The sequence below is a fragment of the Patescibacteria group bacterium genome (assembly GCA_035549555.1).
GTDB lineage: Bacteria > Patescibacteriota > Microgenomatia > UBA8517 > UBA8517 > Co84-156.
Genome location: DASZQR010000010.1, coordinates 119299 through 144606, shown reverse-complemented (window position 1 = coordinate 144606; position 25308 = coordinate 119299). Strand labels below are relative to the sequence as shown.

Here is a 25308-nt window from a genome sequence, read left to right as displayed (position 1 = left end):
TCTCATATTCGATGCGCAAAGAAATATTGTTTGCCATTATTGCAGGCGGAGCTTTCGGGCTTTTAATAGCTTTTGGAGCATGGAAAGCTAATGCAATTTTAAAATCTAAATCAACTCCTTCATCCTCTTCTACTCCGTTAGCAAGCAATATCCCAACCGCAACAAGCAGTACAAATCAGGAATTTAAAATTGTTTTGCAAAATTTGGTTAATAATCAACTTGCAACTGATACACCAATTGCAATTTCTGGAACTACAAATCCAAACACATGGGTTGTTATTTCCGGAGAAGATGGAGATTCCATTATTGATGCAAGTACTTCAGGAGGCTTTAGTGCAAACACAGATCTTGAAGGCGGAGTTAATCAAATCATCGTTAGCGGATTTGATGAAAACGGAAATGAAGCTGATGCAAATTTAAACCTTGTTTTTTCAAGCCAATTTCAAAAAGATCCAACACAACAAGGAGAAGCACTTTCATATGTTGGGACAATTACAGATATCACAAATTCTGTAATACAAATTAAAAATGATGCTGGAGATATTGAACAAATAAATCCAACCGCAAGCGCTAATTTTATTGATACCCGTAATAATGATACAAAAATTATTAAGCAAACTGATGTTGCAATTGGAGATTATTTGATCGCGATGGGTTATAAAGATGCAAATAACATTTTGCAGGCAACAAGAGTCGTTGTATCTGATGCCGTAATTAAAACAGATAGAGTTGCATTTTATGGAATTGTGATCGATACAGAAACTGGAACTGTTACAGTCAAAAATCCAAATAGTAATACAACAGTTACTGTTACACCAAATACTGATGCAACAATTGCAGGAGATGATACTTTTTCACAAATTAAGACAGGAGACAAAATAATTGCTGCTGGAGAATTTAAAGAAGGAAATATTGATGCAAGAAGTATTCAGGTTTTAAAATGATACAATAACTATATGCAAAAAGGGCCAACAACACCAAAAGGATTTCGCGATATTAACCCAGAGCTTGCAAAGAAACGACGAGCTACGATGAATATGATCGCTGATGTCTTGGAAGGATTTGATTTTGTACCACTTGAAACTCCAACAGTTGAATTTGCAGAGACTTTAACTGGAAAATATGGAGATGAAGAAAAATTAATTTATAAATTTACAGACCGCGGCGGACGCGAACTAGCTCTACGCTATGACCTTACTGTTCCCCTTGCAAGATATATTGCCAACAATTTGAATGTAATTGCAAATGGTCCATTTAGGAGATATCAAACTGGGAATGTTTTTCGGGGAGAAAATACACAAAAAGGGCGTTATAGAGAATTTACACAATTTGACATGGATACTATTGGATCAACTGAGAAACGAGAAGATGCAAAAGTAATTGCTGCGGCAATTAAAGCTGCGAGAAAAATTGGACTAACTGATGCAAAGATGGCAGTTAATGACAGGAAAAACTTTAAAGATTTAAAAATTGAAGATATCAGAGAAATCGATAAGATGTATAAAATCGGCAAAGAAAATATTAGAAAAGATTTATTAGAATTCGTAGAACAAACTACATTAACTGATAATCTTAAGAATATTTTTGATATTTTAGAAAAAGAATTTGAATTAAAAGAAGGAAAAGACTTTTTCTTTGACCCGACACTTGCAAGAGGATTAGATTATTACACTTCAACTATTTTGGAATTAAAACCAAACGGACGCCCTGAAGAACAATCAATTGGCGGAGGTGGACGATATGATGAACTTATTGGAATGTTTGCAGAGCGAAAAATTCCTGCTGTTGGCTTCTCCTTTGGAATTGACCGAATAATGGAACTTATTTAAAAGATTTTTCCTGAATAAATTTTACAATCTCCCCTACTTGCATCCATAAAAGCGCCCATACCCAGACAAAAAGAATTTGAGTTAGAGAAATTTTCCCTGGCATTAAAAAACCAAAGAATGCGAAAAGAGTTGCAACTAACTGCGTCAGAGATGTCGCAATAACAACTTGCTTACTTGGCAAAAAATTCCACCAGTGTTTTTTTGTATGAGCAACGTAAATTAACATATGGCCTGAAACTGTGAGCTTTAGAAAATACATTGTTTGAATAACAGGCCAGGAGAGATTCCAAACATTTTTCATAATGAAAAATAAAATAAGACTGTTTAATACGCCTACTAAACCGAAGGCTGAGCTTAATGTAAATCTTTTTTTAACATCAATTTTTGCTGGACTATTAGCAATTTCAACGTTATCAAAGGCGAGAGAAATGATAGGAATATCGTTTAAAAGCGCGGCCAAAATTAACTGCAAAGCAGTAAGCGGATAAACTCCATATGAAATTCCAAGAACTGCAATTGTTACAATCAAACGAAGGCTTTCTGAAATCCTATAAAGAGAATAAGTATAAAGCCTTTCAAAAATTTTGCGGCTTTCTAAAATTGCATCTTTTATGACACTAATCCCAGCTGATAATAAAACAATATCGGCTGTGGCCTTTAAGACGCTTACTGCATTGGAAACAGCCATGCCAACGCTTGCAGCTTTGACTGCCGGCAAATCATTCACTCCGTCGCCGTTTGCTGCAACTGTAAAGAATTTTTTGGCTTTTTCAACAAGATCAAGTTTGTCTTCAGGCAAAATTTCTGCAAAAGCTGCTGTATTTTCAAAAAAAGCTGGGCTTATTGCATCAAAATTGGTTTTATCTAATTTGTCTTTTGTAATTATTTCTCCGTTTAGCTCTAGTTCACGAGAAATGTTTTCGGCAATTGCACGATTATCCCCTGTCACAATTGAAGAATTAATTCCGTTTTGTTTTAGAAAATTTAAAACTGATTTTGCATCCGGACGAAGCTCGTCAGATAAAGCTATCAGGCCAACTATTTTCAAGTTATTTTCTTTTTTGCCGTCTCCTGATGCAATTGCTAAAGTGCGAAAACCTTTTTGAGCGAGCGTTTCCACTTCTCTATTAAATTTGTCTAGGGTCTTTTTATCAATTTTGCAAAGACTAATGATAATTTGGGGAGCACCAATGCTTATAACCTGATCTTTATTTTCTTTTTGAATAAAAACTGTACTTCTTTTTCTTTTTGAGTCTGCTGGAATAAAATCTTTTTTAATAAATTTGGGAATATTTAAATGAAGTTCTTTTAATTTTTCGTTTATCGCAATATCGATTGGATTATCACTTTCAAGACCGGAAATAATACTTGAAAGAGACAAGACATCATTGTGAGTAAAGCCGTCGTAGGCGTAAATATCAGAAACAACAATTTTATTTTTTGTTAATGTTCCTGTTTTATCTGTTAGTAAAAAATTTACATTTGCTAAATCTTCAAGAGCTGAAAGACGGCGAATGATTACGTTTTTTTTGGCGAGATTAATAACTCCAAACTCGATAATCAATGTCATAACTGTGGGAAGACTGATGGGAATTCCTGCGATAACGAGGCTTAAATCAAGGGTTAAAAGCTCAAGAATCGGGGCTTTATGAATGATAAAATAAACTGACAAAACTACTACTGCAGTAAGACTTAGGAGGGTCAAAAATTTTGAAATGCTTAAAATATCTTTTTCAAGTGAACTTTGCTTTTTGATATTTTCGACAGAGAAAAGAGTTTTCCCAAAATGAGTATTTGTCCCAACTGCTGTAACTTTTATAGTTGCAATTCCTGATGCGACAAAAGACCCTGAAAAAACTTCATCGTTTATTTTTTTGTCTTTGGGAAGAGATTCTCCCGTTAGAGCTGATTCGTTAATCGATAGATGTTCTTCTCCCACAATTTTTGCATCAGCAGGAATTACTTCGCCTGAAGCCAATTTGACAACATCTCCAATTACCAAAAACCTGGAATCAATTTGAACCCAGACATTATCCCGCAAAACTTTTACTTTTTGATTGAGATGCTCATTTAATTTTTGAATTGCATTGTCAGCCTTATTCTCCTGCCAGAGAGTTATTCCTGTATTTAGAAACAATAACAATAAAATAAAATAACCGTCGAAAGTTTTTTGCAGAATAAAAGATAAAAATGACGCCAAAAGAAGCATTACAGCAATCGGAGAAATTAAATTTTTTAAGATTTTTTTAAAGATACTTATGTGTTTTTGCGGGATTTCATTAAATCCGTTTTTGGCGAGAAGCTCTTTTGCGGCGATTGAAGATAAACCTTGATCCATGATTTACATTTTTGCTTTTTTTGATAAAAATTGCAAAACTAAAATATATGAAATACAGATTTCGCGCTTTTGTTTTTTTAATTATTAGCGCTCTTATTAGCGGAATTGCAGGGCCTGTTATAAAACTTACTTTAAAAAATGTACCTGTTGATACGTTTCTTTTTTACAGATTTTTTATATCAAGCGTAATTGTAATTTTGCTTTTGCCTTTTGCAAAGTTAAAAATTCCCAAAAAGCCTTCGATATTGTTAAATTTTATTTTGTACGGATTTTTAAACTCGACAGTTGCACTTGGATTTTTATTTCTGGGGGCAAATAAAACAACACTTCTCAACTGGAGCTTGATTACACTTATTTCTCCAATTCTTACAATCCTTGCAGGATATATTATGCTGCATGACCGCATTTCCAGAAAGCTTAAAATGGGAATTTTAATTACCTTTTTGGGAGCTTTTATAATTTTAATCGGACCGTTTATAACCACTGGAGACAATGTCGGCGAAGTGTCTGGAAATATTTTTGTGGTTATTTCCATGATCGCAGGAGCTGCAAGCACCATAATTGTTAAAAATTTACTGCGCCAAGGAGAAGACCCTCTGAGCTTAAGCAATTTTTCCTGGGTTATTGGTTTTTTTAGCTTTTTAATTATTATTTTGTTTAACGGGAAGCTCGTGAATACTTTTGAAACAATTCAAAGTCTGCCAATACAATATCATCTTGGGGTTTTATACATGGCAATTTTTAGTGGCAGCATTGCTTATTATCTTGGGAATTCAGCTCAAAAAACGCTTAGCGTTAGCGAAGCTGCAGTATTTGGATATGTCCCGTCTGTAATTTCTGCGATTCTTGCTGTCATTCTTCTGGGCGATGCAATAACGGTTTATGTGATAATTGGAACAATAATTACTTTTGCAGGAGTATATCTTGCTGAAACTAGGCACAAGGTGGTATAATTTCATTATGAAAGCGAAGATTCACCCAAAATATTTTGATGCGACTGTAATTTGCGCTTGTGGCAATACATTTACAGTTGGCGCAACTGTGCCTGAAATTCATGTTGAAGTTTGTTCTGTTTGCCATCCTTTTTACACAGGGCAAATGAAATTTGTAGATACAGCAGGACGAGTTGATGCGTTTAACGCCCGTATGCAAAAAGTAAATGAAAAGAAAATCAGCAAGACTGAAAAGAGACGCTTGAAGCGCGAAAAGAAATTGAAAGAAGAATCTGCAAGACCAGAAACTTTGAGCGCACTTCGAAATGGTTGAAACAATTTATCTTGAAATCCGCGGAGCTACAGGCGGAGACGAAGCCAAACTTTGGGGGCAAGATCTCCTTCGTATGTATTCCCGATTTGCCACACGTAAGCTCTGGAAATTTGAACTTATAGATGAGGCAACTTTGAAGATTACTGGCGAAAATGTTTTTGCATTATTAAAAAATGAAAGCGGAGTTCATAGAGTGCAGCGAGTCCCTTCCACTGAAAAGCGAGGACGCATTCATACGTCAACTGCAACTGTTGCTGTTCTTCCTCAATTAACAGAAACAGACATTAAAATAAACCCGCAAGACCTTGATTGGCAATTTATTAGAGCTGGCGGACATGGAGGGCAAAATGTTAATAAGGTTTCGACAGCTGTACGACTAACACACAAACCAACTGGAATTATGATTGTTGCAAGAGAAGAGCGATTTCAGCAACAAAATAGAATTATTGCGATGGATTTGCTTCGCGCTAAGCTTTGGGAAAAAGCAGAACTTGAGAAAGAAAGAACAGTTGCAGGATATCGTAGCGCGATTGGGCGAGGAATGAGAGCTGAAAAAATCAGAACTTATAATTTTCCACAAGACAGAGTAACAGATCACAGAATTCATAAAAATTGGGGAAATTTAGAGAAAATTATGGATGGAGAATTAGATAGAGTTGTGGAACTTACTAAGAATTAAATCCTTCTTTAATTAGAATACATTGACCCTTTAGAGATCCAGTGCCGAAAGTAAAATCATTTTGTGAATATAATGAAATTATATTTGGGATAGTTTCTGAAGTTATTGATTGGAAATGCTTAGCTCCACTTATTGAATCGTAATACGTTAAATCTATTTCAAAACGAACGTCTGTTTCATTTACCGTAATAATACTAGCGGCAACAGAAGTGTCTTGGGAAAGATCTATTGGTGCCTTGAGTACTTGTCCTTGTTGGGGAATCCACTGTGGATTCCCATTCGAATCTGTAGATAAATATTCAAATTGAACAAGCTGCTGAGAACGAGCTTTATTTACTGTTGGCATTATAAAATGTATTACTGGATTGTTGTCTTTTAACAGAAAAATTACAGCATGGGGTGGATTAATTAATTGCGGATCAGTAACTTGTATGATTGTTTGGAATTTTTCAGTTGTAATATTGTATTTTTTTGTAGAATAAATTGGGAGCCAATAAAAAATAGATGACGTAGGTTTTCTGCAGTACTGATTATTTTCTAAGCTATAGCCTTCATGTAATATTTCATTATTTGTTTTATTTGCTATGGTATTTTGAGTTGGTACTGACTCGACTGTTGAAGTTTTTGCAATATCAATTTGAGGATTAAGTGAATGAAAAAATGCAGTAAATCCACCATAACTTATTAAAAACGTGCCAAGAAAAGCACCTATTGTCGCTTTGAATATAGTATGCGCAAGATCGTGGATTTCCTCAATCAGAAAGTTGCAAATTATTTTAATTAGTTTGGAGAACATCGAGGGAGGCTTGAAGTTTTGCATGGCATACTTACGGGAGTTTGATTATATAGACTACTCCTATCCCTTCTAGCTCTCTTTTTTCCCAAGTGTATCTTCCTTTGATAGCCTTTGTATCTATATTGTATGTTTTGAAAAAACTCGTGGCGATAACTGAGGCGCCTTTCCCTTCAGGATTCTTCATAATCGTAAATTTATTAGGTTCTTCTTCTAAGTTTGTGAAGTGTAGCGCCACGACTTTTTTATTTTCGTCATAATATATTACTAAGTAATTATTGTTTCCTACTTGTTCATCAATATAAAACTTGGTAGGAAGTCCGAAAGACTTATTGCTAGTAATAGTTATTCTGTTTTCTAATCTTTGACCTACACCTTCAAATTTTTTAAAACTGTAATCTTCCATATGTTTTCATTATATATTCTCCTTATCTATTTTACAAGTGAGTCATTACAAAGATTTTTAAATTTTATGTATTAATTAACGAGGAATTAAATTTATAAAGTGAATTGTCAAGAAGTTTTTGGTTTTATTTTTTCTTCAACTCTAGCAATTTCTCGTTCTGGTATGACACGATCTCCACCTGTAAGATTTTCTGTAAAAATAATATTTTTCCCATCTTTGCGTACAATGATTTGAGTAAAATGGCCATTTGGACCACAATCATGATCATCACCAATAAATTCATCTGACGGTACACGCTCACCTTTACCTAAAAAATCATATTCACTCATAATTAATCAAATTTTAGAACTGCTGATGAAATTTTCAAGAATTTTTTAATATTGACAGGGTGATTATAATTAGGATAGTCGGCTTAAATTACTGATTTGAAGTATCAGCTGCAAGAGTTGCTGTGAGATTTAAGGTCTGGCCGTTTCTCCAAACTTCCATAGACAAACTATCCCCTACTTTTTTACCATTTATTATTTGTGCAAGTTTGCTTGTTTGTGTGCTATCAGATGAACTATTACTTGATGAATTATCATTTAAAGTCTGTCCGTCTGCTTTTGTAATAATATCTCCTGTCTGAACTCCGGCTTTATCAGCTGCACTTCCTGTGACAACATCGGTTACATAAGCTCCTTGAGGAACATCGTTTAGAATTGCTGCTTGCTGGCTGATCATTTGATATTGGACTCCTAAAAATGCTTTTCCAGGAAAACCGCCGTTTTTGGTGAAGGTATTTAGAGCATCTTTGACAACATTAATTGGAATTGCAAAGCCAATATTTTGAGCACCTTGGGCTACTGCAACATTAATACCAATTACCTGATTTGAAGAATTAATTAATGGACCGCCCGAATTTCCAGGGTTAATTGCTGCATCTGTTTGAATAATATTATCAAGCTCTTCAACATAACCCTGATAAGGATCGCCAGCCTGAATTCCCCGGCCAAGCCCTGAGACAACGCCTGTTGTGACAGAATGCCTAAATTGCCCAAGAGCTGTCCCTATTGCGATAACTGATTGGCCAACTTTAAGATTTGTTGAATCGCCTAAAGTAATTGGAGTCAATCCGTTTGCATTAATTTTTAAGACTGCAATATCGTTATTTGGATCGCGGGAAATTGTTTGGACTGGATATTCTTTATTATCTTCTGTAATGACTTTGTAAGTCATCGTAGTATCACTTACAACATGTTTATTAGTCACAATTAAACCATTTGCCGAAACTATGAAACCGCTTCCAATATCTTGAGACTGGCTTCCGCCAGGAGTTTGGCTAAATCCTCCTCCGAATGGATCAAATTGAATTGAAGGCTGACTTGTTGCGGTTCCTGAAACTGTAACGACGGAAGGAGAAGATTTGGCAACAACATTTTCAACATCCTGCTCTTCGCTTGTGACAACTGTCGGCCCAACGGTACTTCCATTGCCAATCGACGATGGAAAAAGCGAATCCAGAGGTTTAAAACCAAAAACGCGGTCAGCAACTGCACCGCCGCCAATTGCAACCAAAACTACAATTATCAAAGCGCCGATTATTAATACTTTACGAAGATCTAATTTCCTCATACTTAAAATATATTATCAAATCCTGAAAGGTTACTGAAATAATTTAACTGCAGCATTCAACTGATCATCGCTTGTGCTTGTTGCACTTTGTGTAACTTTTACATCTGGAGTAAGACCAACTCCGTGGACCCAGGTACCGTTTGGAGTAAGCCATTTGGCAACTGTGATATGAATTCCTGCTCCTCCGTCAAGATCAAGAGGCTCCTGCACAGTTCCTTTACCAAAAGATTTTTCTCCAACCAATTGAATTTTTCTGTCATCGCGAAGCGCTCCTGATAAAATTTCTGAAGCACTTGCACTTCCGCCATTTATCAAGACAACTGTTTTGGTATTTACAAAAGCTCCTTCACGATTTGTTAGTAATGGTTCTTTATTTCCGTTTCCATCCTGCTGAATAACAACTGTCGATCCTTCCGGCAAAAATTCTCCTGCAATATCAACAGCATCTTGAAGATATCCTCCTGGATTATTTCGTAAATCTAAAATTACACCCTTTATGTTTTGATGGGTCTGAATGTCTGCAACTTCCTTTTGCCATTCTGTATAAGTATCTGCGCCAAACTTTAAAATAGAAATGTGAGCAATGTCTTTATTGTCGCCAACATATTCAAGAGTGACAGATGGGACATTAATATTTTCTCTGATTATATCAACTGTGATTGGCTGACTTGTTCCGTCTCGAACTAAAGTTAAAGTAACTTTTGTCCCAGTATTTCCTCGTATATCTTCAACCGCCTGCCCCAAAGTAATATTTTGTGTATTTGTGATATTCACATTTTTTGCGGCATCTTTAATACCAACAATTAAATCTCCCGGCTTTACGCCAGCTTTTTCTGCAGGGCTTCCAGGAAGCGGCGCTTCAACTGCGAGGTTTTGTCCTTTATAACCTAATTCAATTCCTACACCGCTAAAGTTTCCCTGAAGATCCTGATTTGTGACCTGATTTTCAGAAGGCGGCAAGAACATTGTATAAGGATCACCCAAACTATTTACCATTCCTTGAATCGCGCCGTAAACCATTTGAGAAGGAATTATTTTTGATTTGTCGTAGTAAGTGCTATTAATATCGTCCCAAACTTTCCAGAAAAGAGAAAAATCCACATTTGGCTCTGGAGTAACGCGGCTAATGGTTACATTTCCGCCTTTTACATAATTTACTTCAAAACCTTTTGCACCAATACCATAGCCTAAGGCAAGGCAAAAAATCATAAGGACTGCAACGACAATTAAATTTTTAAAATTTGTAGACTTCATGATAAATCGACAATACTAAAGTATATTACACAGAAGCCTTGAAAGGAAGAAGAGCTAAATGCCTTGCGCGCTTAACTGCCTGAGCAACCTGTTTTTGATGCTTGCTACAAGTTCCTGTGTATTCTCGGCTTGCAATCTTTCCACGCTCGGTTACAAATCTTTTAAGCTCGTCGGTTTCCAAATAATTAGGTGTTTTTTTGTTTTCGCAAAAGTAACACTTTAAATTTGTTGGAACTTTTCTTCTTGGTTTAGATTTTTGTTTTGGCATATTTTTTAAAATGGTATATCGTCTTCATTTACTTCTGGCTCTTCTTCAACTTTTGGTTCTTCCTTTTTAACTTCCTTTTTTGGTTCTGCTTTTTCTTGTGGCTCCTGATTAAAATCATCTGGAATATTCACATCAGAAGTTGTATTTGAACTTTTATTATCAAGGACAATCATATCAGAAATAACAATTTCTGTTGTTTGTTTTTGTGCTCCGTCCTGAGCCTGCCAAGAACGAGTTTGCAATCTTCCTTCAACATAACATCTTGTCCCCTTTTTAAGCATCTTGCCGCAGATTTCTGCTAATTTATCCCAGGCGACAACTCGATGAAATTCTGCCTGATCTTTCATTTCCCCACTCTCAGTTTTCCACTGACGATTGGTTGCAATAGAAAAAGTAACTACTGCAGTTCCCTGCGGTGTGTATCTTAATTCTGGATCTCGAGTTAAATTTCCGATAAGTAAAACTTTATTTAAACTTCTTGCCATATTTATTTTTCTGTATTAATTAAAAGATATCTGATAACTTCAGTGTCGACTCTCATTTTACTGTTTATTTCTTTTGCGCTTTCTGATTCAAGTTCCAAAGGAAACATTAAATATGCTCCAGTTTCGCTTTTACCAATTTTGTATGCAAGATCTTTTGTTCCAAGATCTTTGACTTTATCTGTCTTTCCCTTAGCTTCTTTAATTAATTTCTCTATTCTTTCTTGGACTGATTTTTTCTTTGCAGCTGTTGCTTTGCCATCCAAGACAATAGTTAATTCATATTTACGCATGGATGTAGTATATCAAATGTGTATTGAAATTTCTAGACCGTAAGACTACCATTGGTTTTGTGGGATTGGAATGTAAAGAGCACTGCTTTTTTGGAAACCGCTGCGGGAAAAACCTTGAACGCGGTACCCAGATTTGTGTGGAAAATATTAATAAAGGGGTAGAAGATATTAAAAAGCAGGCTAAAACTGGAAAAGTAATCGTTATTCCGGGAATTGCAGATCAAAGAGTACTTGTAGTCGCTGAAGAAACACGTCATGAAATAATTGGGCAAATTGTTGGCGGCGAGGAAATTATTATGCGCCAATCTTAAATTCCACAACATCTCCATCTTGCATAATATAATCTCTTCCTTCGCTTCTGACTTTTCCGTTTTCTCTTGAATTTTTCCATCCTCCAAGCTCGACAAAATCCTTAAAATCACAAACGTCTGCTTTGATAAACTTTTTGATGAAGTCTGTGTGGATTGCTCCAGCCGCGTTTTGAGCATCAATTCCCTTATTAATAGTCCAGGCGTGGACTTCCTTTTCTCCAGCTGTCAAAAATGTAATCAAACCCAGAGTCTCAAAAGCTTTTTTGGCAAGCCTTTCTAGTCCTGATTCTTTTACTCCCAAATCTTCTAAATAATTTTTCTGGTCAGATTCACTTAAGTCTGAAAGTTCTGATTCAATTTTAGCTGAAATTACAACAATTTGTTCTACTTTTAACCCTAATTCTTCTGCATATTTTACTTCCAATCCTTGAGCTTCATGAAGAGCATTTTCGTCGACATTAATTACAACTAAAAATGGTTTTTTATTAAATAAGGGCAAATTTTCAACGTCCTGATTTTTTTTCTTAGAATGATTTTCTACAGTTTCAAGATCAGCCAAGTCTAATTCTGTTTTTAAAATTTCAAAGTCGTCTTTTGGATTGGTACTTCCCTCTCGAATAATATCGTTATCAGTAAAAGCACGAAGGCAAAAACAAATTGCATCGACTTCGCGAATGTTTGCCAAAAATTTATTTCCTAACCCTGCTCCAGTACTTGCGCCTTTAACAATTCCTGCAATGTCTACAAACTCAACTGTAGCGTTCACTATTGGAGGGGTTGCTCCTTTTGTTTCTAAAGCTGTAACTTCTGCAAGCTTAGTTAATCTTTCGTCAGGCACGGGTACGACCCCTATGTTTGGTTCGATCGTCGCAAAAGGAAAGTTTGCAGCATAAGCAACCTGCCTTTTCATCAATGCGTTAAAGAGTGTAGACTTCCCTACATTTGGCAGACCAACTATTCCTACCTTTAAGGATGACATTGCTGTATTTTAACAGATTTAAATTTACTGAGAAGTTGGGATACGACTTGCAAAATCTTCTATCGTACTTGCAGGTATTATTACACCAAGATTTTGAAAGTTACCTGACACAACTGCTGACGGTATTCCAATCCAACATCCATCTTGACTTGTTGCAAAACCCCCTGAGTTTCCACTATCAACCTTTGCGGAAGTAAGTATATAACCGTCATTCGAGAAGCTACTTATAATACCCTCTGTTATTGTAAGATTATATCCTCCGCTCGTGACCGGGTAACCGTAAATCCTAATTGAATCACCTAGATGTGGCGTATAAGTTTTACATGTGTCTGGACTTTTATATGTTGCAAAATTTAGAGGATCCATTCCCCATGTCTTTCCAGATGAGTCTGTATAAGGTTTATTTATCTGAACTGTTGCAATATCGTACAACTTACTTAAACCCGGAACACTTTGAGGGGTACCTACATAAATTTCTTTTGGGGAGCCTGTTGTACTATCTGGTAAAGTAACTATACATGATGTTGCTTGATCTATAACGTGATTATTGGTCAATACCAACCCATCACTTGTTAGTATAGTTCCCGAACCAGCACTTTGATTATTACAAAGTATATCTACTACAACATACGAAACATTGCTTTCAAGTGTTGGTGTTGGACTCGGAGAATTTATGGTTACAGCATTATTTGGAATACTGGTTGTTGGTGTAGTTGTAGAATTTGATGAATCACCAAATCCAAAAATAAATAATCCCAAGAAACCTGATAAAACAATCCAGTTCCAAGCACCAAATTTTGACCTGACCAATTGATTACCTAATTTTTTCTTCCAATAGAAATTAATGGATCTTTGAGCTTGTATGAGACTGAGCGAGCTGAGGGGCCAAACTCTACAAAGGAAGAAATATATTAGAGCCCAAGCTCCTGCTTCAAGTCCTTTATTTCCATCAATTTCTTTAGATGCATTCGAAATCGTTTTGAATAGTGAGTATGAAAATATGGGAGAGAATATTGATCGCCAAAACGGAGAAATTTTGAGGTTTTTATCTGATTTAAAAGATTTCCATTGCTTATAAAACCAATATATATCATATATACCAAAGGTACAGATGGACATGATTACAAGCTTTTTGATCGATATAACGTAAGGGTAAGGGCGAGTGTTTAAATCTATTGAGTGCACATGTTGAGTATGTAGCTCTTCCATTTATAATTAATATATATCTTCCCAATAGTTTGAGCAAATACTAAATTTGAGTCAAGCTGTAATAAGTAATTACAGTACCAAGAACTTCAACATACCATTTCTTTAATTCTTCTGGATTTTTGGAGCGAAATAAAAAACCGCCAATGCCATCGACGTAAGACGTGAGTTATTTTAGCACTTTCGGATGGTTTTAATTTAAATGATATAATTGCTCATGGGGATGAAATTAAGATTCTTGGTTGTTTTTGCCTCGTTTGTGGTCTTTTCTCTACTTCTTTTTTTCGTTGTGTCTCTTGCAACCGGTCAAAACTCTTCTAGCTCTACATTAATTGCAATCAGCCCTTATTTAAATAATTTGATGGATAGTTTTGTTTCCGTGATGCTCGTATCGTTTGTTATCGGGTTTATTTTTGTGATTTTGGGTAAACGGGACATAATTAGTAAGACATTTTATTATTTAGGATTAATTTTTCCTGCGGTATTATTTATTTTATTATTTTTATTTCATCGTTTTTGTCTTCAGGAAATATTGATCCTAAACTAGTGGTTGATTTTGGTATACTGCTACTGATTTCTGTACCTTTTATCTTACTTTTAAGAACTTTTGTAGCTCAAACTAAGAGAACTTTTCTTTATCGAATGATTATTGTATTTTTTTATTTGGCTGTTGCGATCTGTATTTCACTTTTTATTTTTGTGAAAATTGGTCCACCGTGGATTGGTAGATATATCCAAGAAGATGATGCAAAAACTAGCGAGATAGAAAGTTTGGAAGATAGTATCCAGGGATATTATTATAAATTTAAAAAACTTCCATATGATTTAACTGCGCTATCTGACGCGAATTACTTTAATAATTTGGAAGGTTATCAATATAGTATTACAGGCGTTAATACATACAAAATATGTGCTACTTTTAAAACAAATATTACAGAAGGTATAACCTCAAGCGTTCTTGTGCACAAAGTAGGTTTTGATTGCTTTAATTTAGTTGCACAAAAGTTTACTACTCAATCCCCAGAAAGTTTGATACCAAACGAGCTGCTTACATGCAAAACTTTAAATACAGAGATGGTTATTGATCCTAAGGGTTTTGGATATATTGGCTGCGATATGGAAGTCACAGGTGGTGTTATTAATCTTTCTAAAAGCTATTGCGAAAGCCAAATAACACACCAAAAAGAATATTTAGTTCCGGATACATATGGAAGACGCAACAGATATTGGGCAACGCTTACAGGTTTAGATCCGAAAGAAATTGTAAAAGTTTATGGAGTTGATTATTCAGGAAACAAAGTTGAGTGTCTGCCCGATTTGAATTTGTAATAATACTCTAATTTCTTAATATCACAAAATAATCAACTTTTTCTCCATTTAAGTACCTGATAACTTTGTCTACATTTTTTTCTAACACTTCTTCGCTTTTTATATTATTTAAATATCTATTAATTTCTTTTTGCCTTGAAGGAATTAATTTTTCAAATTCTTCTTTTGCTTTTTTATTTTTATCAAAAGCTAATTTTAATTTGGGATTTATGGGAACAGTTCTTGCCACATTATCAAACTCAATTGAGAAATCGGCAGTGTCCCCTACTTTTACTCCTGTTGCCTTTATTATCGGAGTATTTATGTACAGTCTCCAGGCATTTTGATATCTAACAAGGGTTTGAATAAATTTATGGCTGTTTATTTTGCCTTTGATTTGAATTGGGCCTTTTGATTTGCCTGAATCTTTAAAGATTTCTTCTAAAGCTTTTTGCGGCGGGATTACATATAGATTTACACTAATGATTTCTATTTTTGCTTGAAATTTCATTTATTTTTCTTTGAAGAATCCAGGGCAAGACCGATTGCAATTCCTATAGTAATCCCTGCGCCGATATTTTTTAAAGCTGCGCCGAGGGCTAAACCAATAGCAAGGCCGAGAGCAATATATGTTAATCTGCCATTTTTCTTCATGAACCATTTTAGCACTTGTTGAGATTAGTTTCTGGCTTTATATTACTTAATATGGAATTTGAAAACATTATTAAAGCATTAAAATTTGTTCAGACGCGAGCCATGCAAGAAGAAAGATTTTCTGGTATTCCTCGAGCTAATAAAAATCCAGGAATGACAAGCAAATTTTTAGCTAAGGGCCTACTAGCTTTAAGACAGGAATTTCCAAGACCTACAATTTCTGAACTAGTACCCATAGAATACTTAGATGACGAGCGAGGATTTGCAAGATTTTTAGAAGGCAAATTATCAGAACTTGCAGACAAAGGTAATATCAATTGTGAGGCAAAAAACGAAAAATCAGGAGATACTACAAGACATATAATTTATTATTCTCCAATTCTCCAACAAGAAGAATAATTATGTCTGAGTCGGCCTACCGCTTTAGTTCTGAGCCAAGAATTTTATCTAAAGAAGAAATATTAGGAATTTCTGACTTGCACTAGAAAAATTTGCCATATTACATAAAGGTAATTTGGAATAGTTATTTTGATTTGCTAAATATTTGACTTTGCGGATTAAAATATATGTATGAAGGGTTTTAAAATTGTTTTAGTATTAATTATTTTGTTGATTATTACTGGCGGATTTTTATTTTGGCGAGAACAAAATAATTCAATTACTGCGCCAACTGTTTTTCCATCTGCCAGCACTGTACCGACAACTAGCGCAGTTCCAGATTGTACAACTAGCGAATTAAAAGTTGATATTCAAACTGAAGGAGCTGCAGGAAGCATTTATTCAAATATAAAAGCGACAAATACATCAGCGATCGCCTGCAATGTAATTTTGGGAAATTCTATTTCAGCAAAATATAGCGCAAGTAATATTTCTGTAAATTATGAAAATCAAAGCCCAGTGCAGCAAAATTTTATATTGCAGCCAAATACAAGCGCTTATTCGCAGGTCCGTGTTCCTAATGGCCCACAATGCCAAAGTACCATTTCCCAGCAAAAAGTTGATTTTATTTATAATAATCAAACCGTTGGAAGTATAACAATTCAAGCTTGTTCTGCGGCTAATGAAAATACTGCAATAGAAATCTGGCCTCTTTCTTCGTCCCCTATTACACAGTAAGTGTTATAATAAATTATGTTGAATTATCCTTACTATAATTATTCCCCATTTACGGGATTTTTTACTCCATTTATTTGGATAATTTTAATTTTTGCTTTTGTTTTTATTATCGTTCGCATATTTCATCCAAATCGACATATCGAACGAATGGAAAGAATAAAAGCAAGACATGGATTTACAAGCGACACTGCGCTTGAAATTTTAAAGAAGCGCTACGCAAAAGGAGAGATTACAAAAAAAGAATTTGATGAAATGCGGAAACATATTTCATAGATGGCAAAACAGATTCTTTTTTTCTTTATAGTACTTTTTATTTTTACAGTAGGTTTAATTTTTTTCCACAATTCTCGTTATGAAACAAATGAATTTGATACGATCTGCCATTCACAATATACGGAAAAAGTCTGGATTGATGCATGTTTACTTCCCTACCAAAGCGAAATAAGAACTTTCGAATTATCAAGAAATATTGAAATTGCAGGAATAGTTTTAACGGGAGCTTTTCTTGGCACAAAGTATTTGTGGAGCGGGCGAATAAATCCAATTAAATTAGAATGATTACAGTTTCAAGATATCCAGATAATCCAATTTTGAAACCAAACCCGACAAACCCATGGGAATCAAGCGCAGTTTTTAACGGAAGCATTTGCAAAATAAATGATAATTACAACATTCTTTACAGAGCTCAAGGTAAAAAGATTTTTGTAAAAGGAGCTGAACTTTCAATCTCTGTTATCGGAAAAGCGGAAGGATCTGATGGAATAAATTTTAGTAAAAACCAGATTTTTATAAGAGGCAGCGAAGACTGGGATCAGTTTGGATGCGAAGACCCTCGCGTCACAGAAATTGACGGCGAATATTTTACTTTTTATACAGCTTTAAGCGAATTTCCTTTTAATGCAAACGGGATAAAAGCCGGGCTTGCAATTTCAGATGATTTGAAAACAGTAAAAGAAAAACATTTAGTGACGCCGTTTAATGCAAAGGCGTGTGCTTTGTTTCCTGAAAAAATAAATGATAAATATGCTGTAATACTTGCGACAAATACAGATTTACCTCCTTCGAAGATCGCTATCGCGTATTTTGACAAAAAAGAAGATATTTGGGACCACGAAAAATGGAAAGACTGGTATAAAAATATTGATGAACATACACTTCCACTTCTTTGGAGTAATATGGACCAGGTTGAAGTTGGCTCAACGCCAATTAAAACTCCATACGGTTGGCTTTTGATTTATTGTTATGTTTTGGATTATTTTTCCCCCAGGCGGCAATTTCAAATAAAAGGAGTACTTCTTGATTTGAATGATCCACAAAAAATAGTTGGAGCAGTAAAAGATGCTTTTCTCGTTCCAGAAACTGACTATGAATTAAATGGTAATGCGCCAAATACTATTTTTCCAACTTCTGTAATTATAGAAAACGGGACTTTATCTATTTATTACAGCGGAGCTGATACAACAATTTGCTTAGCGACTGTTGCAATGGAAGAACTTTATTCCCGTATCCGAATAAATAATGTTGTCCCAATACATATGGAAAAACTTACTGGAAATCCAATACTAACTCCGGAGGGAGGGAAAGAATGGGAGGCAAACGGTGTACTTAACCCTGCAGCAATACTTCTTGATGGCAAAACATATTTAATTTATCGAGCAGTTGATAAAAATAGTGTTTCCCGGATGGGGCTTGCCATCTCAACTGATGGAGTAAAAATTGATGAGAGGCTTCCTGACCCTATTTATTCTCCTCGCGAACCTGAGGAGAAAATGGGCTGCGAAGATCCAAGAGTTACCTTGATGGATAATAAAATTTATATGTGTTACACAGCTTACGAAGGAGACAATACTGTGCGAGTCGCGCTCACTTCAATAACTGTAGAAGATTTTTTAAATCGGAAATGGGACGCCTGGACTAAACCAGAACTTGTGACAGCTCCAGGAATTTATGATAAAGATGCATGCCTTCTTCCTGATAAAATTTCTGACAAATATGTGTTTTTTCATCGCATAACGCCTGGAATTTCAATTGATAAAAGCGAATCTTTAACTTTTGGCGAAGGAAAGTGGCTTGCGACAAAGTCTTATATAATTCCTCGCAAAGGAATGTGGGATGATGAAAAAATTGGAATCGGACCAACGCCAATAAAGACAACAAAAGGGTGGCTTCTTATTTATCATGGAATTTCGACAATTGATCACTGGTACCGAGCTGGAGCAATGCTTCTTGATATAAAAAATCCACAATTAGTTGATGCACGTACAAAATATCCAATTCTTGAGCCAAGCGAGGAATGGGAAAAGGTAAACGGACGAGGAATTGTTTTTCCTTGCGGCGTGGTTGAAATTGGAGACTATTTATATGTGTATTATGGTGCTGCAGATAAAAACATTGGAGTTGCCAGAGTAAAATTCTCAGACTTACTTGATTATTTAGTTAATCAAAGTTACAGGAAGTTTTTGAAATACAAATAAATTAGTTATTAATAAGTTTATTAACTCTATTTTCTAGGTTTTCAAATTCTTTACGAGTTGGAGTATCATCTTCAAGATATGCGACAGATTCACCGATTTTATTGAGTCTTTGATTTACTTTTTTAAAGTTTTCATCGACTTTTTTAAATTTGTCGTTCATTTCGTTTCTTAAGTCTTTTATTTCATTTCGTAAGCTAGAAACTGTGTCAAAGATTGCCTGGAGCATTTGATTATTGGTCATGATTTATTCTAGCATTAATTGCCTAGAATTTGCTCAACTTTGAGAAGTTCAACCTCAAAGACTAACGTTGCATTTCCTGGAATAGATGGAGGAGCACCATATGCTCCATAACCCAAATCTGGAGGGATAACTAATTTTCGTTTTCCTCCAACTTTCATGCCGGCAACGCCTTCATCCCAGCCTTTTATTACTTCACCTGCTCCAAGATCAAAACTAAAGGGAGTTACGTGTTGAAATTTTGGATCTGTATTTGAATCAAATACAGTACCGTCTGTTAATGTACCTGAATAATTTACCGTAACCATTTTACCGGCAACTGCGGTATCGCCTGTTCCAACCACCTCGTCTGTGATTTGCAATCCGTTTGGAGTTGCCGAACTTGTAGCACTTGGTGTTTGATTTGAATTATCGTTCATTGTTGTAATTGTAGGACTTGGTGAATTATTTACACCTTCGTCTCCACCAACTTTAACATTTCGAACAACAATTGCAAGCACTGCAATTATTGCAATTATTGCGAACACCACTTTCGCTGAAACCTTCATAAAAGAATAATAACTTATATTTTTTGTAGTCACAAGATAATAAATTTATGTGTTATATCTGGCGATATATGGCAATATTTGGCAAGATCTGGTAGCATTAGGTAATGATTATTCCTCCAAAATATTTCTTGACCCCACAAATAAGCAAACTGCTTGCTGAGATTGAAGCCAACAAAGAAGTCGTAGATTCGATCCCGGTTCCAATTGAAATAGAACAAAACTTAAGGCGCAAATCTACGCTTGCAAGCTCTGTTTTTTCTGCGCGAATTGAGGGAAATCCAACAACGCTTGAAGATTTTGCACACCTTCCTTCAAAAGACCAGAAAAGAGTTGAAGTAAATAATATTTTAAGAGCAATTAACTGGATTTTTGAGCGAAGTGGCAGGGATATCACAGTAAAGGATATTTTAAATCTGCATTCTATAACCATGAAAGGAATCGAATATGAAGAGCTTGGGAGATTTAGAAAAAAACACGAAGGAGTGTTTGCAGCAGGAGGCGTAATGATTTATCACACTCCTCCACCTTCTCATGTCCCTAAATTAATTGACAGACTTATCAAATATGCAAATGCAGACAGGGAAACTTTTGCGCCGATTAGAGCTGTGATTTCTCATTATGCATTTGAAAAAATTCATCCCTTTGCAGACGGTAACGGCCGCGTTGGCAGGTTGTTTTTACTTATGATACTTGCTAAAAGCGGCTACGGATTTAAAGGAATTTTGCCTTTTGAAGAAATGATTGATAAAAGGCGCGAAACTTATTACAAAATGCTTGAAGAAAGCGAGCGTGATATTACAAATTATATAGAGTTTATGCTTGAGACAATTCGCGATGCATCAAGCGCTACTAAGAAAAATATTTTACAAAAACAGGAGCCGCAAGTTGCTGATTTTTTGCTTCCGAGGCGGGCTGAGATTTATCAAATTATAAAAGAGCAGAAATTAGTTAATTTTGATCAGATCCGAAGAAGATTTAGAGATGTTAATGAAAGAACTTTAAGATATGATTTGAAAAAACTGCAAGATGGAGGGCAAATACGAAAAAGAGGAAGTACAAGAGGAGTTTATTATGAAGTTATTTAGCAGGTATCCTTGAAATAGTAATTCTGGCTTCTGACATTTCTCTCATCTTACTTTCATGTCTTTTGGTTATTTCTTCCTGTTCTTCTATTAATAAAATTAACGCTTCTTCTTTTTCTTCGTTAGTTGAAGTATTTATTCTTTCTTGGATGTCATCGTATTGCAAACGTTTTTGGTTATATGTATTTTCATTCTCTGGTGTAGGTTGTTCTAATAAGTTCAACAAAGCTAAATCTTTTTGCAATCCAACTTTATAAAGTTCATGAACATGGGCTAACAAATTTTTAGCTGGATTATTTTGTTTTTGAATTTCTGGTTTTTGATCTGGTGACATAAGTGGATTATATTATAAGTTTTATTTACTTACAATCATTCCAAACTCACAACTTTTTCTGGCTTTTTGAAGATTTGGTAACCAACATAAACACAGACTAAACTCAAAAGTGCTCCTCCTAAAAATGGGCTGGCCACGCTAAAGACACTGGCCATTAATCCGCCAATAATCGGGCCAAAGATTGTACCGATACTTGCATAGCTTTGGTTTATTCCCATAATTTCTCCCTGAGATTTGAAATCAACTTCTTTTGATAGTAAGGATGCAATTAAAGGCTGGACAAAAGAGTTTGAAAGAGAAATAAAAATGGATGTGATCACAAAGAAAAGATATGAATGTGCTATGAAAACTCCGAAAAAGCCAACAACTGAAATAATTAATGCCTGTATCATCAGTTTTTTGTCAGCAATACGCTTTGTCAATTGCGGAATCAAAAAACCTTGGGCAACTAAGCCGACAATTCCAAAAATAACAAAGTTTAGAGCAATTACAGTATCTGATAAACCTAAAACGCTTTTTGCGAAAGGATTGTATGCATAAATAAGGAGACCAAAAGCAAGAGCATAAATCAAACCAACCATGAGCGTTGAACCGACGTTTTCGTCAACAATTGATTTTGCGAGCTTTGGAAAATCAAATAACTTTCTCTGGTTTACTTGGCCAATGTGCTGGTTAGTTTCTGGAAGCATAAACCAGGTTATAACTACTGAAATAAACGTAATGACGGCTGCAATTATAAATGGCAAAGATGGATTAATTCCCACTGTTAAAGCTGAAATTGCAGGGCCGAAAACAAATCCAAAACCAAAAGCTGCTCCAATTATTCCGAAGCCTTTTGCCCTGTCTTTTGGCTCGACGGTATCTGATATAACAGACATGGCGACAGGAACATTCCCAGCAGTAAGACCATCAAGAGCGCGAGCTATAAATAAAAAGATAGCGCTCGGAGCAAAAGCCATGGTCAAAAATGATAAAACTGTTCCAGCCAAGGAAAGAATTAAAAGAGGCCTTCTGCCAAAGCGGTCAGAGAAATTTCCTATCACAGGAGATGATAAAAATTGACACAATGAAAACAACGAAAACAACAGTCCATTTTGAAAATTACTTAAACCAAAACGTGCAGCGTAGGAAAATTGAATAGGAATAATAATGCCGTATCCAAGGGCATTTACTATCGCGATAAGAGAAACAATTAATAACGGGCGGTTGTTTTTAAACATTTGGCAACGAAGTTATATTTTAACCGATAGCAATTTAGAAGGTCAAGTGCTAAATTCCTTGTATCTTATTCATCAAGCATAAGCTGAATGAAGTTACAATATTGGTAGGATTGCCATCTTTATCGCCAAAGTTCAATTTTAAAGCTAATTCCATACCTGCAAATACCATAGCATTAAATCCAGTTTTATGATTCTCTTCAAACTTTTTAGTGTAATCAATTGTCATCAATAAACCATCAGTATCTTCAAGATGAGCTAGTTCCATACCTAAAAATTCTGGTAACGGCATTTCTTCACCTGTAATACTCATTTTAGCTACTTCTGCCGGAAATAATTGCATTATACTTGCCTGTTCTTCTAATTTTGGTTTTAGTTGTTTATTTTTTTCCACACGGGCTTGTAATTCTTCGTGATTTGGCAACACAGTTGTGTCTCTACTGGAAATTATCCTTATTGAATTATCTGCAATCATCCAATCTCTTTGATATTTACTTATCAAACGAGAAGTTGTTTTTGTTACAAAACTTCGAGATTGTTCATTTAAGTCAGCTTTTGATAATTGGCCTTCAAAATCTATCATGATGCATAGTATAATGAATTTTATCCGTACGGACAAGCTTTGCTTATGACAAAATACCAAGAATATTTTAATAACATGATTGCAAATAATAAGGAGCTTTTTGATGAATTTAAACAAATTCACGACAGATATGGACTTGAAGAGGAGAAACTTCAAAAAGAATTTAATGAAATTGGGGCAAAAGTACAAACCGTAATTCGCCAATGGGAAGATAAACTTTGTGGACGAAGCGAAGGTTCAGGATATGCAAGTTATTCAGGAGGATTGGCACAGAAATTTCAAGATGAAGTGAGAAAAATGTTTCCTCTAATTGACAATGTGGGAATAATTAGACAAGCCCCGGCACTTGTCGAAGAACCTGTATTTAATTTAAAGAAGATTAATTTATGAAAAATTATAATTTGATCGTGAATAGTTTTGAAGTACCTGATCATATTCAGGGTGATCGAAAAGTTTTTTACATATTTGCTCGCAATGGAAATGAAGATCTGGGATCTTTATTTGGAAAAACTATCAAAAATTCCGCGTTTGTTGAAATGTTGAATGTCGGATTAAATGAACGAGGAAATGGAATAGGGAGTGCCCTACTTAATAGATTTGTACAAGAAGCTAAAGAAAACGGGGCTAGAGATATTAGAGCAACAATTGGTTCGCTTGATATTCCTAAATTAGAAGAATTTTATAGAAAAAATAATTTCGAAATTGACGATGAGTATGCAACAATGAGACTTTAATTATTGATTGAAGTTAATATTGAAATCTACATTTGGTAAATTAAGATCGCTTTGCTTCACATCACTACTATTTAATTGGCTTTGAAAACCGTTTAAGTCACTTTCGATTTTTAATACTCCGCTATCTGTTGCGTATCTGCTTGCATTTAAAATGATATTTGGAGCTGGAGTAACTGAAACTGGTGTTGGTGAAGGAGTCAGAACTGGAACTGTTTTTTTCTTAGGTCCTATTAAAAGAAGTAATAAAAATAAAATAAAAATAATTGCAAAGACAATTGAAGCAATAATTACAAGCATTCGTGATCTTGGAGATAGATTATTAAATTTTTCTTTCCAGTTTTGTCTTAAATTATCAATTGTATTTTTGAAATTATTAAAATCTGTTGCCATTTGAGGAGATTGAACTGCGGTCTCCTGAGTATTTGTTGCTACTGGATTTGGAACAGGAGCTATCGGCTGTGGTGGTGTTATATTTTGGTTGTTTTGATTTTCCATAATTTATTTTTAATTTGATTTTATTTCAGCAATTATTTGCAACATTTCCTGATTTGCTTCTTTAAGATATGAATTTGAATCGCTTAAATTACTTTGAGAATCTTCAAAATCGTTATCCAGCTGATTATCATTTGGCTTTGCAGAATTAATATTGTTGACTGCGTCGCTATCTTTACTCTCGCTTCTACTTATTTTATCCTGAACATCAATTAAAGATCTTGAAACAACTGTTACATCTTTATCCTGATTTGCTTTTATTTCATCAATTTTTGCAGAAAGGGTTGTGATTTCGTTTGATAACTCCCCTCTTATAAAAGAATTATTAGCTGCGCCAATTGTTATCAAACTTCTGTAAATTAAATCAAGAGTGGAACTTTTATATTGATCTTGAGCTTCGTTGCTGTCATTAACCAGGTCGTTTAGAGTTGAAGCAGAAGGAATACGGCTTGCATGATTTTGGTACCAGGAAATTTCAGTATTAATTTGGCCGGTTAATGAGCTTTGATCAGTACTATTTATCCCTACCGTAGAAGATAGTTTAGTGCGAATTGCTGTCAAATAATTTATAAATACTGCATCACGGCTTTGAAGCATTTGAGAAGTTGCCTGAATCGCTTTATCCTGACTATCAATACTTCCTGAAGCAATATATGTTGCACGAGCTGTTAAATAAGCGTCATGAGCAGCGTTATAAGTTCCTGTTTGATTAATATAATTTTGATAATCAGAAGCATAATCAGCATGGACAATGAGTGTAAAAGTAGAAATTAAAAATAAAGAAAGAAAAATTACAGAAAACTTTTTCAT

36 protein-coding genes are annotated in these 25308 nt (G+C 35.0%); 16 read left to right on the top strand and 20 right to left on the bottom strand.

The features are described from left to right. Window positions 1-11: 11 nt before the first annotated feature. Both VG895_01455 and VG895_01450 read left to right on the top strand, forming a co-directional pair. Window positions 12-944 (top strand): hypothetical protein, encoded by a 933-nt coding sequence (locus VG895_01455; protein ID HWA51704.1) that lies wholly within the window; start codon window positions 12-14, stop codon window positions 942-944. Between the two features lie 12 nt (window positions 945-956). After that, a complete protein-coding gene (locus VG895_01450; GenBank protein ID HWA51703.1) occupies window positions 957-1829 on the top strand; it encodes a HisS family protein in 873 nt (290 codons plus the stop codon). Here the strand turns inward: VG895_01450 and VG895_01445 are convergent. Continuing rightward, window positions 1822-4167, bottom strand: coding sequence for a plasma-membrane proton-efflux P-type ATPase (locus VG895_01445; protein HWA51702.1), 2346 nt, complete (start codon window positions 4165-4167; stop codon window positions 1822-1824). The genes VG895_01450 and VG895_01445 overlap by 8 nt on opposite strands. A gap of 47 nt (window positions 4168-4214) precedes the next feature. On the opposite strand from VG895_01445, the gene VG895_01440 reads away from it, so the two are divergent. From VG895_01440 to VG895_01430, 3 genes are read left to right on the top strand one after another with little or no spacing between them, the layout of a single operon-like run. Next, the gene (locus VG895_01440; GenBank protein HWA51701.1) at window positions 4215-5120 is read left to right on the top strand and encodes a DMT family transporter; all 906 of its coding nucleotides are present in this window, start codon (window positions 4215-4217) and stop codon (window positions 5118-5120) included. Between the two features lie 7 nt (window positions 5121-5127). Beyond that, on the top strand, window positions 5128-5433 hold the full coding sequence (gene rpmE / locus VG895_01435; protein ID HWA51700.1) for a 50S ribosomal protein L31: 306 nt from the start codon (window positions 5128-5130) through the stop codon (window positions 5431-5433). Then, entirely contained in the window at window positions 5426-6112 is a 687-nt protein-coding gene (locus VG895_01430) for a peptide chain release factor-like protein (GenBank protein ID HWA51699.1), read from the top strand. Before rpmE ends, VG895_01430 begins: the two co-directional genes overlap by 8 nt. Here the strand turns inward: VG895_01430 and VG895_01425 are convergent. The 8 genes from VG895_01425 to rpsF all read right to left on the bottom strand — a co-directional run bounded on the left by VG895_01425 (window position 6102) and on the right by rpsF (window position 11222). Further along, window positions 6102-6932, bottom strand: coding sequence for a hypothetical protein (locus tag VG895_01425; GenBank protein HWA51698.1), 831 nt, complete (start codon window positions 6930-6932; stop codon window positions 6102-6104). The two genes, VG895_01430 and VG895_01425, sit on opposite strands and share 11 nt — an antisense overlap. A gap of 7 nt (window positions 6933-6939) precedes the next feature. Further along, window positions 6940-7311, bottom strand: coding sequence for a hypothetical protein (locus VG895_01420; protein HWA51697.1), 372 nt, complete (start codon window positions 7309-7311; stop codon window positions 6940-6942). A gap of 107 nt (window positions 7312-7418) precedes the next feature. Beyond that, on the bottom strand, window positions 7419-7640 hold the full coding sequence (locus VG895_01415) for a hypothetical protein (GenBank protein HWA51696.1): 222 nt from the start codon (window positions 7638-7640) through the stop codon (window positions 7419-7421). 88 nt (window positions 7641-7728) lie between these two features. Further along, window positions 7729-8925: a trypsin-like peptidase domain-containing protein gene (locus VG895_01410; GenBank protein ID HWA51695.1), complete on the bottom strand. Its 1197-nt coding sequence runs from the start codon at window positions 8923-8925 to the stop codon at window positions 7729-7731. Window positions 8926-8955: 30 nt separating this feature from the next. Continuing rightward, window positions 8956-10179, bottom strand: coding sequence for a S41 family peptidase (locus VG895_01405; GenBank protein HWA51694.1), 1224 nt, complete (start codon window positions 10177-10179; stop codon window positions 8956-8958). A 25-nt stretch (window positions 10180-10204) separates the two neighbouring features. Further along, the gene (gene rpsR, locus VG895_01400) at window positions 10205-10447 is read right to left on the bottom strand and encodes a 30S ribosomal protein S18 (GenBank protein ID HWA51693.1); all 243 of its coding nucleotides are present in this window, start codon (window positions 10445-10447) and stop codon (window positions 10205-10207) included. Window positions 10448-10452: 5 nt separating this feature from the next. Then, entirely contained in the window at window positions 10453-10932 is a 480-nt protein-coding gene (locus tag VG895_01395; GenBank protein HWA51692.1) for a single-stranded DNA-binding protein, read from the bottom strand. 2 nt (window positions 10933-10934) lie between these two features. Further along, the gene (rpsF, locus tag VG895_01390; GenBank protein ID HWA51691.1) at window positions 10935-11222 is read right to left on the bottom strand and encodes a 30S ribosomal protein S6; all 288 of its coding nucleotides are present in this window, start codon (window positions 11220-11222) and stop codon (window positions 10935-10937) included. Window positions 11223-11245: 23 nt separating this feature from the next. Here rpsF and VG895_01385 point away from each other — a divergent pair, with 23 nt between their 5' ends. Beyond that, window positions 11246-11533, top strand: coding sequence for a hypothetical protein (locus tag VG895_01385; GenBank protein HWA51690.1), 288 nt, complete (start codon window positions 11246-11248; stop codon window positions 11531-11533). Here VG895_01385 and VG895_01380 read toward each other — a convergent pair. Together VG895_01380 and VG895_01375 are read right to left on the bottom strand one after the other, a co-directional pair. Beyond that, the gene (locus tag VG895_01380) at window positions 11517-12512 is read right to left on the bottom strand and encodes a redox-regulated ATPase YchF (protein HWA51689.1); all 996 of its coding nucleotides are present in this window, start codon (window positions 12510-12512) and stop codon (window positions 11517-11519) included. The genes VG895_01385 and VG895_01380 overlap by 17 nt on opposite strands. 24 nt (window positions 12513-12536) lie before the next feature. Beyond that, window positions 12537-13631, bottom strand: a complete 1095-nt coding sequence (locus VG895_01375) for a trypsin-like peptidase domain-containing protein (protein HWA51688.1) — start codon at window positions 13629-13631, stop codon at window positions 12537-12539. Between the two features lie 310 nt (window positions 13632-13941). On the opposite strand from VG895_01375, the gene VG895_01370 reads away from it, so the two are divergent. Together VG895_01370 and VG895_01365 are read left to right on the top strand one after the other, a co-directional pair. Further along, complete coding sequence (locus tag VG895_01370; GenBank protein ID HWA51687.1) at window positions 13942-14265, top strand: hypothetical protein; 324 nt, start codon at window positions 13942-13944, stop codon at window positions 14263-14265. A gap of 95 nt (window positions 14266-14360) precedes the next feature. Continuing rightward, window positions 14361-15047 (top strand): hypothetical protein, encoded by a 687-nt coding sequence (locus VG895_01365; protein ID HWA51686.1) that lies wholly within the window; start codon window positions 14361-14363, stop codon window positions 15045-15047. A gap of 7 nt (window positions 15048-15054) precedes the next feature. Here VG895_01365 and VG895_01360 read toward each other — a convergent pair whose 3' ends face one another. Together VG895_01360 and VG895_01355 are read right to left on the bottom strand one after the other, a co-directional pair. Then, complete coding sequence (locus tag VG895_01360; GenBank protein HWA51685.1) at window positions 15055-15537, bottom strand: YdeI/OmpD-associated family protein; 483 nt, start codon at window positions 15535-15537, stop codon at window positions 15055-15057. Continuing rightward, window positions 15534-15680, bottom strand: a complete 147-nt coding sequence (locus VG895_01355) for a hypothetical protein (GenBank protein ID HWA51684.1) — start codon at window positions 15678-15680, stop codon at window positions 15534-15536. Before VG895_01355 ends, VG895_01360 begins: the two co-directional genes overlap by 4 nt. Before the next feature lie 51 nt (window positions 15681-15731). On the opposite strand from VG895_01355, the gene VG895_01350 reads away from it, so the two are divergent. From VG895_01350 to VG895_01330, 5 genes are all read left to right on the top strand, one after another. Beyond that, window positions 15732-16079, top strand: a complete 348-nt coding sequence (locus VG895_01350; GenBank protein ID HWA51683.1) for a hypothetical protein — start codon at window positions 15732-15734, stop codon at window positions 16077-16079. A gap of 171 nt (window positions 16080-16250) precedes the next feature. Continuing rightward, window positions 16251-16796 (top strand): DUF4232 domain-containing protein, encoded by a 546-nt coding sequence (locus VG895_01345; protein HWA51682.1) that lies wholly within the window; start codon window positions 16251-16253, stop codon window positions 16794-16796. A 15-nt stretch (window positions 16797-16811) separates the two neighbouring features. Then, a complete protein-coding gene (locus VG895_01340) occupies window positions 16812-17069 on the top strand; it encodes an SHOCT domain-containing protein (protein HWA51681.1) in 258 nt (85 codons plus the stop codon). Beyond that, on the top strand, window positions 17070-17354 hold the full coding sequence (locus VG895_01335; protein HWA51680.1) for a hypothetical protein: 285 nt from the start codon (window positions 17070-17072) through the stop codon (window positions 17352-17354). Beyond that, window positions 17351-19270, top strand: coding sequence for a hypothetical protein (locus VG895_01330; GenBank protein ID HWA51679.1), 1920 nt, complete (start codon window positions 17351-17353; stop codon window positions 19268-19270). Before VG895_01335 ends, VG895_01330 begins: the two co-directional genes overlap by 4 nt. A gap of 1 nt (window position 19271) precedes the next feature. Here VG895_01330 and VG895_01325 read toward each other — a convergent pair whose 3' ends face one another. Further along, the gene (locus tag VG895_01325; protein ID HWA51678.1) at window positions 19272-19511 is read right to left on the bottom strand and encodes a hypothetical protein; all 240 of its coding nucleotides are present in this window, start codon (window positions 19509-19511) and stop codon (window positions 19272-19274) included. 14 nt (window positions 19512-19525) lie between these two features. After that, window positions 19526-20056, bottom strand: coding sequence for an FKBP-type peptidyl-prolyl cis-trans isomerase (locus VG895_01320; protein HWA51677.1), 531 nt, complete (start codon window positions 20054-20056; stop codon window positions 19526-19528). 104 nt (window positions 20057-20160) lie between these two features. Between VG895_01320 and VG895_01315 the strand changes: the two genes are divergently transcribed. After that, the gene (locus VG895_01315; protein HWA51676.1) at window positions 20161-21141 is read left to right on the top strand and encodes a Fic family protein; all 981 of its coding nucleotides are present in this window, start codon (window positions 20161-20163) and stop codon (window positions 21139-21141) included. Here the strand turns inward: VG895_01315 and VG895_01310 are convergent. From VG895_01310 to VG895_01300, 3 genes are read right to left on the bottom strand one after another with little or no spacing between them, the layout of a single operon-like run. Further along, entirely contained in the window at window positions 21134-21472 is a 339-nt protein-coding gene (locus tag VG895_01310; GenBank protein HWA51675.1) for a hypothetical protein, read from the bottom strand. The two genes, VG895_01315 and VG895_01310, sit on opposite strands and share 8 nt — an antisense overlap. A 35-nt stretch (window positions 21473-21507) precedes the next feature. Then, window positions 21508-22692, bottom strand: a complete 1185-nt coding sequence (locus VG895_01305; GenBank protein ID HWA51674.1) for an MFS transporter — start codon at window positions 22690-22692, stop codon at window positions 21508-21510. Window positions 22693-22741: 49 nt separating this feature from the next. Continuing rightward, complete coding sequence (locus tag VG895_01300; protein HWA51673.1) at window positions 22742-23272, bottom strand: hypothetical protein; 531 nt, start codon at window positions 23270-23272, stop codon at window positions 22742-22744. 45 nt (window positions 23273-23317) lie between these two features. On the opposite strand from VG895_01300, the gene VG895_01295 reads away from it, so the two are divergent. Beyond that, window positions 23318-23662, top strand: coding sequence for a hypothetical protein (locus VG895_01295; GenBank protein HWA51672.1), 345 nt, complete (start codon window positions 23318-23320; stop codon window positions 23660-23662). 17 nt (window positions 23663-23679) lie between these two features. Continuing rightward, window positions 23680-24006: a GNAT family N-acetyltransferase gene (locus VG895_01290; protein HWA51671.1), complete on the top strand. Its 327-nt coding sequence runs from the start codon at window positions 23680-23682 to the stop codon at window positions 24004-24006. Here the strand turns inward: VG895_01290 and VG895_01285 are convergent, their stop codons facing one another. Next, window positions 24007-24501: a hypothetical protein gene (locus VG895_01285; protein ID HWA51670.1), complete on the bottom strand. Its 495-nt coding sequence runs from the start codon at window positions 24499-24501 to the stop codon at window positions 24007-24009. A 9-nt stretch (window positions 24502-24510) separates the two neighbouring features. Further along, window positions 24511-25308: a hypothetical protein gene (locus VG895_01280; GenBank protein HWA51669.1), complete on the bottom strand. Its 798-nt coding sequence runs from the start codon at window positions 25306-25308 to the stop codon at window positions 24511-24513.

Bases quoted from the DNA above. Each gene is read 5' to 3' on its own strand.
- VG895_01455 (HWA51704.1), top strand. From the start codon at position 12: ATGCGCAAAGAAATATTGTTTGCCATTATTGCAGGCGGAGCTTTCGGG.
- VG895_01450 (HWA51703.1), top strand. From the start codon at position 957: ATGCAAAAAGGGCCAACAACACCAAAAGGATTTCGCGATATTAACCCA.
- VG895_01445 (HWA51702.1), bottom strand. From the start codon at position 4,167: ATGGATCAAGGTTTATCTTCAATCGCCGCAAAAGAGCTTCTCGCCAAA.
- VG895_01440 (HWA51701.1), top strand. From the start codon at position 4,215: ATGAAATACAGATTTCGCGCTTTTGTTTTTTTAATTATTAGCGCTCTT.
- rpmE (HWA51700.1), top strand. From the start codon at position 5,128: ATGAAAGCGAAGATTCACCCAAAATATTTTGATGCGACTGTAATTTGC.
- VG895_01430 (HWA51699.1), top strand. From the start codon at position 5,426: ATGGTTGAAACAATTTATCTTGAAATCCGCGGAGCTACAGGCGGAGAC.
- VG895_01425 (HWA51698.1), bottom strand. From the start codon at position 6,932: ATGCAAAACTTCAAGCCTCCCTCGATGTTCTCCAAACTAATTAAAATA.
- VG895_01420 (HWA51697.1), bottom strand. From the start codon at position 7,311: ATGGAAGATTACAGTTTTAAAAAATTTGAAGGTGTAGGTCAAAGATTA.
- VG895_01415 (HWA51696.1), bottom strand. From the start codon at position 7,640: ATGAGTGAATATGATTTTTTAGGTAAAGGTGAGCGTGTACCGTCAGAT.
- VG895_01410 (HWA51695.1), bottom strand. From the start codon at position 8,925: ATGAGGAAATTAGATCTTCGTAAAGTATTAATAATCGGCGCTTTGATA.
- VG895_01405 (HWA51694.1), bottom strand. From the start codon at position 10,179: ATGAAGTCTACAAATTTTAAAAATTTAATTGTCGTTGCAGTCCTTATG.
- rpsR (HWA51693.1), bottom strand. From the start codon at position 10,447: ATGCCAAAACAAAAATCTAAACCAAGAAGAAAAGTTCCAACAAATTTA.
- VG895_01395 (HWA51692.1), bottom strand. From the start codon at position 10,932: ATGGCAAGAAGTTTAAATAAAGTTTTACTTATCGGAAATTTAACTCGA.
- rpsF (HWA51691.1), bottom strand. From the start codon at position 11,222: ATGCGTAAATATGAATTAACTATTGTCTTGGATGGCAAAGCAACAGCT.
- VG895_01380 (HWA51689.1), bottom strand. From the start codon at position 12,512: ATGTCATCCTTAAAGGTAGGAATAGTTGGTCTGCCAAATGTAGGGAAG.
- VG895_01375 (HWA51688.1), bottom strand. From the start codon at position 13,631: ATGTCCATCTGTACCTTTGGTATATATGATATATATTGGTTTTATAAG.
- VG895_01370 (HWA51687.1), top strand. From the start codon at position 13,942: ATGAAATTAAGATTCTTGGTTGTTTTTGCCTCGTTTGTGGTCTTTTCT.
- VG895_01365 (HWA51686.1), top strand. From the start codon at position 14,361: ATGATTATTGTATTTTTTTATTTGGCTGTTGCGATCTGTATTTCACTT.
- VG895_01360 (HWA51685.1), bottom strand. From the start codon at position 15,537: ATGAAATTTCAAGCAAAAATAGAAATCATTAGTGTAAATCTATATGTA.
- VG895_01355 (HWA51684.1), bottom strand. From the start codon at position 15,680: ATGAAGAAAAATGGCAGATTAACATATATTGCTCTCGGCCTTGCTATT.
- VG895_01350 (HWA51683.1), top strand. From the start codon at position 15,732: ATGGAATTTGAAAACATTATTAAAGCATTAAAATTTGTTCAGACGCGA.
- VG895_01345 (HWA51682.1), top strand. From the start codon at position 16,251: ATGAAGGGTTTTAAAATTGTTTTAGTATTAATTATTTTGTTGATTATT.
- VG895_01340 (HWA51681.1), top strand. From the start codon at position 16,812: ATGTTGAATTATCCTTACTATAATTATTCCCCATTTACGGGATTTTTT.
- VG895_01335 (HWA51680.1), top strand. From the start codon at position 17,070: ATGGCAAAACAGATTCTTTTTTTCTTTATAGTACTTTTTATTTTTACA.
- VG895_01330 (HWA51679.1), top strand. From the start codon at position 17,351: ATGATTACAGTTTCAAGATATCCAGATAATCCAATTTTGAAACCAAAC.
- VG895_01325 (HWA51678.1), bottom strand. From the start codon at position 19,511: ATGACCAATAATCAAATGCTCCAGGCAATCTTTGACACAGTTTCTAGC.
- VG895_01320 (HWA51677.1), bottom strand. From the start codon at position 20,056: ATGAAGGTTTCAGCGAAAGTGGTGTTCGCAATAATTGCAATAATTGCA.
- VG895_01315 (HWA51676.1), top strand. From the start codon at position 20,161: ATGATTATTCCTCCAAAATATTTCTTGACCCCACAAATAAGCAAACTG.
- VG895_01310 (HWA51675.1), bottom strand. From the start codon at position 21,472: ATGTCACCAGATCAAAAACCAGAAATTCAAAAACAAAATAATCCAGCT.
- VG895_01305 (HWA51674.1), bottom strand. From the start codon at position 22,692: ATGTTTAAAAACAACCGCCCGTTATTAATTGTTTCTCTTATCGCGATA.
- VG895_01300 (HWA51673.1), bottom strand. From the start codon at position 23,272: ATGATAGATTTTGAAGGCCAATTATCAAAAGCTGACTTAAATGAACAA.
- VG895_01295 (HWA51672.1), top strand. From the start codon at position 23,318: ATGACAAAATACCAAGAATATTTTAATAACATGATTGCAAATAATAAG.
- VG895_01285 (HWA51670.1), bottom strand. From the start codon at position 24,501: ATGGAAAATCAAAACAACCAAAATATAACACCACCACAGCCGATAGCT.
- VG895_01280 (HWA51669.1), bottom strand. From the start codon at position 25,308: ATGAAAAAGTTTTCTGTAATTTTTCTTTCTTTATTTTTAATTTCTACT.